This is a genomic window from Streptomyces sp. NPDC017448, from assembly GCF_044330565.1.
Lineage (GTDB): Bacteria > Actinomycetota > Actinomycetes > Streptomycetales > Streptomycetaceae > Streptomyces.
In genome coordinates this window covers 90,771-99,465 of record NZ_JBIRLM010000025.1, presented here as the reverse complement: position 1 = coordinate 99,465, position 8,695 = coordinate 90,771, and the positions used below count along the sequence as shown (strand labels likewise).

At 71.8% G+C, this 8,695-nt stretch carries 5 protein-coding genes; 4 read left to right on the top strand and 1 reads right to left on the bottom strand.

All coding sequences use genetic code 11. The annotated features are described in order from the left end of the window. Positions 1-121 precede the first annotated feature (121 nt). Positions 122-1,948, bottom strand: a complete 1,827-nt coding sequence (locus ACH4K1_RS29820) for a glycoside hydrolase family 15 protein (RefSeq protein ID WP_398092660.1) — start codon at positions 1,946-1,948, stop codon at positions 122-124. A 419-nt stretch (positions 1,949-2,367) separates the two neighbouring features. Between ACH4K1_RS29820 and ACH4K1_RS29815 the strand changes: the two genes are divergently transcribed. The 4 genes from ACH4K1_RS29815 to ald all read left to right on the top strand — a co-directional run bounded on the left by ACH4K1_RS29815 (position 2,368) and on the right by ald (position 8,340). Continuing rightward, positions 2,368-4,035, top strand: coding sequence for a CTP synthase (locus tag ACH4K1_RS29815; RefSeq protein WP_398092659.1), 1,668 nt, complete (start codon positions 2,368-2,370; stop codon positions 4,033-4,035). Positions 4,036-4,121: 86 nt separating this feature from the next. Next, positions 4,122-4,748 (top strand): NUDIX domain-containing protein, encoded by a 627-nt coding sequence (locus tag ACH4K1_RS29810; protein ID WP_398092658.1) that lies wholly within the window; start codon positions 4,122-4,124, stop codon positions 4,746-4,748. A 200-nt stretch (positions 4,749-4,948) separates the two neighbouring features. After that, complete coding sequence (locus tag ACH4K1_RS29805; protein ID WP_398092657.1) at positions 4,949-7,081, top strand: tetratricopeptide repeat protein; 2,133 nt, start codon at positions 4,949-4,951, stop codon at positions 7,079-7,081. A gap of 143 nt (positions 7,082-7,224) precedes the next feature. Beyond that, on the top strand, positions 7,225-8,340 hold the full coding sequence (gene ald / locus ACH4K1_RS29800; RefSeq protein ID WP_398092674.1) for an alanine dehydrogenase: 1,116 nt from the start codon (positions 7,225-7,227) through the stop codon (positions 8,338-8,340). The last annotated feature ends 355 nt before the right edge of the window (positions 8,341-8,695 follow it).

Sequence of the window (8,695 nt, the reverse complement as noted above, 5' to 3'; positions counted from 1 at the left end):
CGGGGTTTTCCGCTTCGCCCCCCGGGGGGCTCCCGCCCCCCCCCCACCCCCCCCCCATCGACCGGGGGGGGGCCCCCCCCCGGCCCCCGGGGGGGGGGCGGCCACCGCGCGGTCCGGCGGGTCAGCCGACGTACGCGCCGCTCGCCGTCAGCCGCAGGGCCGTGTCGATCAGCGGGACGTGGCTGAACGCCTGCGGGAAGTTCCCGACCTGCCGCTGGAGGTTGGAGTCCCACTCCTCGGCCAGCAGGCCCAGGTCGTTGCGGAGCGACAGCAGCTTCTCGAAGAGCCGGCGGGCCTCGTCGACCCGGCCGATCATCGCGAGGTCGTCGGCCATCCAGAACGAGCAGGCCAGGAACGCGCCCTCGTCGCCCGCCAGACCGTCCACACCCGCGGCATCGCCCTCCGTCGGATAGCGCAGGATGAAGCCGTCCTCCGTGGACAGCTCCCGCTGGATGGCCTCGATCGTGCCGATGACCCGCTTGTCGTCCGGCGGCAGGAAGCCCATCTGCGGGATGAGCAGGAGGGAGGCGTCCAGCTCCTTCGACCCGTAGGACTGGGTGAAGGTGTTGCGCTCCGGGTCGTAGCCGCGCTCGCAGACGTCCCGGTGGATGTCCTCGCGCAGTGCGCGCCACCGCTCCAGCGGCCCCTCGACGTCCCCGGACTCGACCAGTTTGATCGTCCGGTCGACCGCGACCCAGGCCATCACCTTGGAGTGCACGAAGTGCCGGCGCGGCCCGCGCACCTCCCAGATGCCCTCGTCGGGCTCCTCCCAGTGCTTCTCCAGGTACTCGATCAGCTTGAGCTGGAGGCCCATCGCGTAGTCGTTGCGCGTCAGACCCGTCATGTGCGCCAGGTGCAGCGCCTCGGTGACCTCGCCGTACACGTCGAGCTGGAGCTGGTTGGCGGCGCCGTTGCCGACGCGGACCGGAGTGGAGTTCTCGTAACCGGGCAGCCAGTCCAGCTCCGCCTCGCCGAGCTCGCGCTCGCCGGCGATGCCGTACATGATCTGGAGGTTCTCCGGGTCGCCCGCCACCGCCCGCAGCAGCCACTCGCGCCAGGCGCGGGCCTCCTCCCGGTACCCGGTGCGCAGCAGCGAGGAGAGGGTGATGGCGGCGTCCCGCAGCCAGGTGTAGCGGTAGTCCCAGTTCCGTACGCCCCCGATCTCCTCGGGCAGCGAGGTGGTCGGGGCGGCGACGATGCCGCCGGTCGGCGCGTACGTGAGGGCCTTGAGCGTGATCAGGGAGCGGACGACCGCCTCCCGATAGGGCCCGTGGTACGTACACTGATCGACCCACTCGCGCCAGAACAGCTCGGTCGCCTCCAGGGAGTTCTCGGGCTCCGGGAGGGCCGGCGGGCCGTGGTGCGAAGGCTGCCAGCTGATCGTGAAGGCCACCCGTTCGCCGGGGCCGACGGTGAAGTCGGAGTAGGTGGTCAGGTTCTTGCCGTACGTCTCCGCCTCGGTGTCCAGCCAGACGGAGTCCGGGCCGGCGACGGCGACCGTGCGGTTGTCGACCTTGTGCACCCACGGGGTCACCCGGCCGTAGCTGAACCGCATCCGCAGCTCCGAGCGCATCGGCACCCGGCCGCTGACGCCCTCCACGATCCGGATGAGCTGGGGGGCGCCGTCACGCGGCGGCATGAAATCGGTCACCCGTACGGTGCCGCGCGGTGTGTCCCACTCCGATTCCAGCACGAGGGAGTCGCCGCGGTAGCGCCGCCGGTCGGCGAGGGCCGGTTCCGTTCCCTCCGCTCTCGCGGGGCCCAGGCGCCAGAAGCCGTGCTCCTCGGTGCCCAGCAGGCCCGCGAATACGGCGTGGGAGTCGAAGCGGGGCAGGCACAGCCAATCCGCTGTGCCGTCCCGGCAGACCAGGGCGGCGGTCTGCATGTCTCCGATGAGTGCGTAATCCTCGATGCGCCCGGCCACGTGCGTCTCCAGTCGAACGGCCATGTCGCCCCGTCATAGGGCCCTTACTGCGGGTCATAGGGGGTCGTAGGGTCTTTCACCCGGGAAGATCCGACGAGTCCTGTACCGGTGGGCGGCCTTGGGTGGTGCCGCCGCCCGGCCGTCTCGGCAGCGAGTGTTTGAGCAGGATACGACGCACCACGAAGATCCGCGCGACGGTCCCCGCAAGATCCCTGACCCGATCGAGTGGGACGTGAAAGGGCTGGGGCGATGGTGTGACCCCCCGGTGGAGAGCGTGGCCGGAAGCAGCCTCTCCCGGTCGCTGTTACCCTGGTAGCCCGTGGACCGGTGGTCGTTCGCGAGAGCGGACGAGGCCCCCGAACCGCAGCGACGGCACCCCGGAATCCCCGGTTCGGTGGCCGGTACGCACCTCCGAATCGCGACCACGGGAGCCCCCTTTGGCTATGCAGCCCACATCCACGACGACCAAGCACATCTTCGTCACCGGGGGTGTCGCCTCCTCCCTCGGCAAGGGTCTGACTGCCTCCAGCCTGGGTGCCCTGCTCAAGGCCCGCGGTCTGCGGGTCACCATGCAGAAGCTCGACCCCTACCTCAACGTCGACCCCGGCACGATGAACCCCTTCCAGCACGGTGAGGTGTTCGTCACCAACGACGGCGCCGAGACCGACCTGGACATCGGCCACTACGAGCGCTTCCTCGACGTGGACCTCGACGGCTCCGCCAACGTGACGACCGGCCAGGTCTACTCGCAGGTCATCGCCAAGGAGCGGCGCGGCGAGTACCTGGGCGACACCGTGCAGGTCATCCCGCACATCACCAACGAGATCAAGCACCGCATCCGCCGCATGGCCACCGACGACGTGGACGTGGTCATCACCGAGGTCGGCGGGACGGTCGGCGACATCGAGTCGCTGCCGTTCCTGGAGACCGTCCGCCAGGTCCGCCACGAGGTCGGCCGGGACAACGTCTTCGTCGTCCACATCTCGCTGCTGCCCTACATCGGCCCCTCCGGCGAGCTGAAGACCAAGCCCACCCAGCACTCGGTGGCCGCCCTGCGCAACATCGGCATCCAGCCGGACGCCATCGTGCTGCGCGCCGACCGCGAGGTCCCCATCGCCATCAAGCGCAAGATCTCGCTGATGTGCGACGTGGACGAGGCGGCCGTCGTGGCCGCGATCGACGCCAAGTCGATCTACGACATCCCCAAGGTGCTCCACACCGAGGGCCTGGACGCCTACGTCGTGCGCAAGCTCGACCTGCCGTTCCGCGACGTCGACTGGACCACCTGGGACGACCTGCTGGACCGGGTCCACAACCCCGACCACGAGGTCACCGTCGCCCTGGTCGGCAAGTACATCGACCTGCCCGACGCCTACCTCTCGGTCACCGAGGCGATCCGCGCCGGCGGCTTCGCCAACAAGGCCCGGGTCAAGGTCAAGTGGGTCACCTCCGACGACTGCCGCACCGCCGCCGGCGCCGCCGAGCACCTCGGCGACGTCGACGCGATCTGCATCCCCGGCGGCTTCGGCGAGCGCGGGGTCGACGGCAAGGTCGGCGCCATCCGCTACGCCCGCGAGAACAAGGTCCCGCTGCTCGGCCTCTGCCTCGGCCTCCAGTGCATCGTGATCGAGGCGGCCCGCTCGCTCGCCGAGATCCCCGACGCCAACTCCACCGAGTTCGACGCCGCCACCTCCCACCCCGTCATCTCGACGATGGAGGAGCAGCTCGCCTACGTCGAGGGCGCCGGCGACCTCGGCGGCACCATGCGGCTCGGCCTCTACCCGGCCAAGCTCGCCGAGGGCTCCCTCGTCCGGGAGGCGTACGACGGCCAGCCGTACGTGGAGGAGCGCCACCGCCACCGCTACGAGGTCAACAACGCCTACCGGTCCGAGCTGGAGAAGAAGGCCGGCCTGGTCTTCTCCGGCACCTCCCCGGACAACAAGCTCGTCGAGTACGTCGAGTACCCGCGCGAGGTCCACCCCTACCTCGTCGCCACCCAGGCGCACCCGGAGCTGCGCTCCCGCCCGACCCGCCCGCACCCGCTCTTCGCGGGCCTGGTGAAGGCGGCCGTCGCGCGCCAGGTCGCCGCGGCCGGCGGCGCGGAGGCGTAACACCGAGGCATTACGGTTGACCGGGGTACGGATCCGATGCGGATCGGTGCCCCGGTTTCCTTTTGGTTCGTGGGAGGACGTAGCACATGGGTATCCAGGACACGCCCGAGGAGTGGCAGATCACCGCGACGGTGACGCCCTTCACCGGCAACAAGACCAGCGTCCGCACCGACCAGGTGGTGATGCCCGACGGCTCCGTCCACGGCCGCGACTACCAGGTCCACCCGGGCTCCGTCGCCGTGCTCGCCATCGACGACGAGGACCGGGTCATCGTCCTGCGGCAGTACCGCCACCCGGTGCGCCACCGGCTCTGGGAGATCCCGGCCGGGCTGCTCGACGTCCCCGGTGAGAACCCCCTGCACGCCGCCCAGCGCGAGCTGTACGAGGAGGCGCACGTCAAGGCCGAGGACTGGCGGGTCCTGACCGACGTGTACACCTCGCCCGGCGGCTGCGACGAGGCCGTGCGGATCTTCCTGGCCCGCGACCTCTCCGAAGTGGAGGGCGAGCGGTACGCGGTCGCCGAGGAGGAGGCCGACATGGAGCAGGCCCGGATCCCGCTGCCCGAGCTGGTCCGCTCGGTCATCGCGGGGGACCTGCACAACAACTGCCTGGTCGTCGGGGCGCTCGCGCTCACCGCCGTACGGGCGGGCGAGGGCGAGGAATCGCTGCGCCCCGCCGAAGCGCCCTGGCCGGCCCGGCCGTTCGAGGGCTGACGGCCCGTCCGCACGCACCCCCGCCCCCGGTCGGACACGAGAATCAGTCATAAAGAATGAAGAGACTCTGATCCGATCGGGGGATGTTCCCGGTCCGCCGCCCCGCACCGCGGTGATCGTCCCCGTCGCTGAACTACGCTCGAAAAGCGCCCGGCCGGAGTTCCGGCGGGCACCGCGTGCAGCGAAGTGGAGCGTGGCTCGTGACCGATCAGGCGGTGGACACCAGCGGTCCGGCGAAGGCCCCGGCGGCCGAGGAGCCGTCGGGCACGGCCCCACCCCGATTCTTCGGCCGCGAACGGGAGTTGAAGGCGCTGCGGGAGGACATCGAGCGCGCGGGGCTGGACACCCTGGCCGGCCGCAAGGCCCCCCGCGCGCGCGTCCTGCTCATCGCCGGCCGTCCCGGGTCCGGCCGCAGCGCGCTCGCCGAGGAGTTGGCCGGCGCGCTCACCGGAACCGACGCCGTGGGGGCAGCGGCGGCGGTCGCGGGGGCCCTGCCCTGGTCCGTCCCCGGCACCGGCTCCGGCGACTACCCGGACGGAGTGCTGCGGGTCGGCCTCACCGACCCCGGCGGCGAACGGATCCCCACCGAACGCACCGCGGGCGAGCTCCTCGGCCTCCTCGGGACTCCGGTACCGCCCGGCGCCGACCAGGACGAACTGTCCGAGATGGTCCGCGCGGCGCTCGCCGCACGCCGGGTCGTCCTGGTGCTCGACGACGCGGCCGACGCCGAGCAGGTGGACCCGCTGCTCCCGGAGAACCCGCACTGCCTGGTCGTCGCCACCGCCACCGGCCCGCTGACCGGCATCCCCGACGTGCGGCCCTGCACGCTCGGCGGACTGGAGAAGGGCGCGGCGGTACGGCTGCTCGCCCGCACCGTGGGGCAGGTCCGCATCACCGTCGACCCGCGCACCGCCGAGCGGCTGGCCGAGGAGTGCGGGGGGCAGCCCGCGGCGCTCGCGCTGGTGGGCGGCCTGCTCGCCGCCCGCCCCATGGCCTCGGTCGCCGACATCGCCGGCCGGCTGCAGAAGCTGCCCGACCCCGCCGAGCAGCAGCCGGTCGGGGCCCGGCCGCTGTCCCGCGCGTTCCGGCTGGTCCACGACTCCCTGCCGCAGGCCGCCGCCCGGATACTGCGCCTGCTGGCCCTCGCCCCCGCCGGACTCGCCGACGCCCACACGGCCTCCGCACTCGCCGGCTGCTCGGTCTCCGCCGCCCGCTCCACCCTCGACGACTTCGTGAAGCTCGGGCTGCTGCGCACGGACGGCGCGGCCCACCCCCTGTACGCGGTGCCCGGCTGCCTCGTTCCGCTGCTGCGGGCGCTGCTGGAGGACCGGGACCGGCCGGCCGAGATCCAGCTCGCCCGCGCCCGGATGCTGGAGCGGACCGTGCGCCGGCTCCAGTCCTGCCGTGCGGTCACCGAGCCGGAGGGCTCCACCGCCCGCCGCAAGCTGGCCGGACTGCCCCGCTCGCTGCGCTTCCCCAGCGCCGAGGAGGCGGGCGCCTGGCTGCGGGTCCGCCAGCCCGCACTGCTCGCCTCGGCCCGGCTGGCGGTGGCCGACGGGGAGCTGGACACCCTGGCGCGCCGATTGGTGGCGGCCCTGGTCCGGGCGCTGGCGGCGCACCGGGGGACCGAGGAGGCCGCCCCCGAGCTGTACGGGCTGCACGGTCTCGTCCTGGACGTGGCCCTCCGCCGCGAGCTGCCCCGCGAGCAGGCGGCCGCCCTGCTGAACCTCGCCGACCTGGACGCCCGCACCGGCCGCACCCGGGAGGCGCTGAGCCGCTACCGGGCCGCGCTGGACGCCGGAAAGGCGGCGAAGGACCTGTACGCGACCGGCCGCGCGATGGAATCCGTAGGCGGCGCCTACGAGGAGCTGGGGGACTACCACCGGGCCGCCGACTGGTACGGCCGGGCGCTCGCCCAGCGCCTGACCCAGGGGGAGCGCGCGGACGAGGCCCGGCTCTACGGACGGCTCGGGGCGGTCCACACGTACGCCGGGCGCTACGGAGAGGCGCTGCGGAACTGGCGGGCGGCGGCCGTCGGCCACCGCAGGCTCGGGGACCTGCCCGCCCAGGCACGGGCGCTCAGCGAGAGCGCCCGGGTCCAGGAGTACGCGGGTCGGCCGCACGACTCGCTCCGGACCTGCCGGGAGGCCGTGGAGCTGGCCCGGCGCGCCGGTGACGTGCGGCTTCAGGCGGCGCTGGAGCTGCGGCTGGCGGACACCCTGGACCGGCTCGGCGATCCGACGGCGGCCCGGCTGCACCGGAGCGCGGCCGAGAGATTGCTGGGAGACGAGGCTTCCGCCTACGAAATCCGTAGCGCTTCGACAGAAAGTTAATGCTTTGTAAGGCTAGACAGCACGAAGTCCTTCATTAGACTGGCTCTGCTGCGCTCGTTCGTGGCGTCTCCCTTTAAGCTGCATATGTCCGGGTATGTTCCGCCATGCCCGGATGCCCCTCCGAGCCAAGGACCGTGATCGACGTGAAGGTCGGCATCCCCCGCGAAGTCAAGAACAACGAGTTCCGGGTGGCGATCACCCCCGCCGGAGTGCATGAGCTCGTCCGCCACGGCCACCAGGTCGTCATCGAGCACGACGCCGGCGTCGGCTCGTCCATCCCGGACGAGGAGTACGTCGCCGCCGGCGCGCAGATCCTGGCCACCGCCGACGAGGTCTGGGCCGCCGCCGACCTGCTGCTGAAGGTCAAGGAGCCGGTGGCCGAGGAGTACCACCGCCTGAGCAAGGACCAGACCCTCTTCACCTACCTGCACCTCGCCGCCTCCCGCGAGTGCACCGACGCGCTGCTGGCCTCCGGCACCACCGCCATCGCGTACGAGACGGTCGAGACCGCGAACCGCGCCCTTCCGCTGCTCGCCCCGATGTCCGAGGTCGCGGGCCGCCTCGCCCCGCAGGTCGGCGCGTACCACCTGATGCGCTCGGCCGGCGGACGCGGTGTGCTCCCCGGCGGCGTCCCCGGCACCCACGCCGGCAAGGCCGTCGTCATCGGTGGCGGCGTCTCCGGCTGGAACGCCACCCAGATCGCCGTGGGCCTCGGCTTCCACGTCACGCTGCTCGACCGCGACATCAACAAGCTGCGCGAGGCCGACAGGATCTTCGGCACGAAGGTGCAGACCGTGGTCTCCAACGCCTTCGAGCTGGAGAAGGCCGTCGTCGAGGCCGACCTCGTCGTGGGCGCCGTGCTGATCCCCGGCGCCAAGGCGCCGAAGCTGGTCACCAACGAGCTCGTCGCCAAGATGAAGCCCGGAAGTGTACTTGTCGACATCGCGATCGACCAGGGCGGCTGCTTCGAGGACTCGCGTCCCACCACCCACGCCGAGCCGACCTTCCAGGTCCACGACTCGGTCTTCTACTGCGTCGCCAACATGCCCGGTGCGGTGCCCCACACCTCCACCTACGCGCTCACCAACGCGACGCTGCCCTACATCGTGGAGCTCGCCAACCGCGGCTGGGCCGACGCCCTGCGCCGCGACGCCGCGCTGGCCAAGGGGCTCAACACCCATGAGGGCCAGGTGGTTTACCGCGAGGTGGCGGAGGCGCACGGCCTCCCGCACGTCGAGCTGAGCACGCTCCTCGGCTGACGGGTCAACCCCTTCCGTCAACATCGCGCGTCCGGCCGGACCTTGCCCCGCAGGGTCCGGCCGGTCGTGTGTCGGGCCCCGCGCGCCCGGCGTGCGACTCGCCTCGAACGTAACCCTTCACCCGATTCGTTCGGCGGCGAAATGTGCGGCTTGGCCGCTGTGCGCCCTTGACAGCGCGGTGTTCGATTGCCGACACATCGGGCCGGGTCCGGCGGATTGTGTTGCTGCGAACCGGTGACACGCCATAGAGTCGCCCATCGTCGGCATGGTGCCACGCTGACCTATCGATAAGTTTCCTGGTCACGCTCAAGGAGGTAAGACGACTTGTGAATGAGTCGACAATTACTCCTGGGGG